The 1979-nt window shown below is 56.5% G+C and carries 1 rRNA gene; it reads left to right on the top strand.

Annotation, left to right across the window (positions count from 1 at the left end):
* Nucleotides 1–44 precede the first annotated feature (44 nt).
* A 23S ribosomal RNA gene (locus ACWESM_RS36545) occupies nt 45–1979 on the top strand; the annotation flags it as partial.

The following is a 1979-nucleotide window of genomic DNA, read 5'->3' as shown; positions in this document are numbered from 1 at the left end:
GGTGTGTTGTTTGAGAACTGCACAGTGGACGCGAGCATCTTTGTTTGTAAGTGTTGAAGAGCGTTCGGTGGATGCCTTGGCACCAGGAGCCGATGAAGGACGTAGGAGGCTGCGATAAGCCTCGGGGAGCTGTCAACCGAGCTGAGATCCGAGGATTTCCGAATGGGGAAACCCGGCACGAGTGATGTCGTGTCACCCTCCGCTGAATATATAGGCGGTTGGGAGGGAACGTGGGGAAGTGAAACATCTCAGTACCCACAGGAAGAGAAAACAATTGTGATTCCGTGAGTAGTGGCGAGCGAAAGCGGATGAGGCTAAACCATGCGTGTGTGATAGCCGGCAGGTGTTGCACGTGTGGGGTAGTGGGGCTCACTTTCCTATCACTGCCGTGGTAGGCAACAGTCAGAAAAGTGCGTGTTAGTCGAAGTGGTCTGGAACGGCCTGTCGTAGAGGGTGAGAATCCCGTAGGCGAAAATGCGTGCTCTGTTGTAGTGGGTGCCCGAGTAGCAGCGGGCCCGTGAAATCTGCTGTGAATCTGCCGGGACCACCCGGTAAGCCTGAATACTCCCTGGTGACCGATAGCGGACTAGTACCGTGAGGGAAAGGTGAAAAGTACCCCGGGAGGGGAGTGAAATAGTACCTGAAACCGGACGCTTACAATCCGTCAGAGCCTTCCCTTTGTGGTGGGGTGATGGCGTGCCTTTTGAAGAATGAGCCTGCGAGTCATCGGTGTGTGGCGAGGTTAACCCGTGTGGGGTAGCCGTAGCGAAAGCGAGTCCGAATAGGGCGTTTTGAGTCGCATGTCATGGACCCGAAGCGGAGTGATCTACCCATGGCCAGGGTGAAGCGACGGTAAGACGTCGTGGAGGCCCGAACCCACTTAGGTTGAAAACTGAGGGGATGAGCTGTGGGTAGGGGTGAAAGGCCAATCAAACTCCGTGATAGCTGGTTCTCCCCGAAATGCATTTAGGTGCAGCGTCACGTGTTTCACATCGGAGGTAGAGCTACTGGATGGCCTAGGGGGCCCACAAGCTTACCGAAGTCAGCCAAACTCCGAATGCCGGTGTGTGAGAGCGTGGCAGTGAGACTGCGGGGGATAAGCTTCGTAGTCGAGAGGGAAACAGCCCAGATCGCCGGCTAAGGCCCCTAAGCGTGTACTAAGTGGAAAAGGATGTGGGGTCGCGAAGACAACCAGGAGGTTGGCTTAGAAGCAGCCACCCTTGAAAGAGTGCGTAATAGCTCACTGGTCAAGTGATCCTGCGCCGACAATGTAGCGGGGCTCAAGTACACCGCCGAAGCCGCGGCATTCCAGCATTATTCTGCTTTCGAGCCAGGAGCTGGGATGGGTAGGGGAGCGTCGTGCAGCCGTGGAAGCAGCGGGGTGACCTAGTTGTGGAGGCTGTGCGAGTGAGAATGCAGGCATGAGTAGCGAAAGACGAGTGAGAAACTCGTCCGCCGAATGACCAAGGGTTCCTGGGCCAGGTTAATCCGCCCAGGGTGAGTCGGGACCTAAGGCGAGGCCGACAGGCGTAGTCGATGGACAACGGGTTGATATTCCCGTACCCGTGTATCCGCGCCCAATGGCGAATCAGTGGTGCTAAGTGCCCAAATGTGGATGGACTTCCTTCGGGAAGCTTGAAGCGGCTGCGCACGACCCCTGCTGTAGTAGTCAAGCGATGGGGTGACGCAGGAAGGTAGCTGGGCCAGGTGGTGGATTACCTGGTGTAAGCCGGTAGGGCGTTGTGTAGGCAAATCCGCACAACATGTGCCTGAGAGGTGATGCGTAGCCGATTGAGGCGAATTCAGTGATCCTATGCTGCCGAGAAAAGCCTCTAGTGAGTTGGTACACGGCCCGTACCCCAAACCGACACAGGTGGTCAGGTAGAGAATACCGAGGCGATCGAGAGAACTGTGGTTAAGGAACTCGGCAAAATGCCCCCGTAACTTCGGGAGAAGGGGGACCACGTCTGGTGACGATC

The sequence above is a fragment of the Nocardia sp. NPDC003999 genome (genome assembly GCF_053604885.1).
The sequence above is the reverse complement of the archived record's forward strand: the minus strand, read 5'-3'. Positions and strand labels throughout refer to the sequence as shown.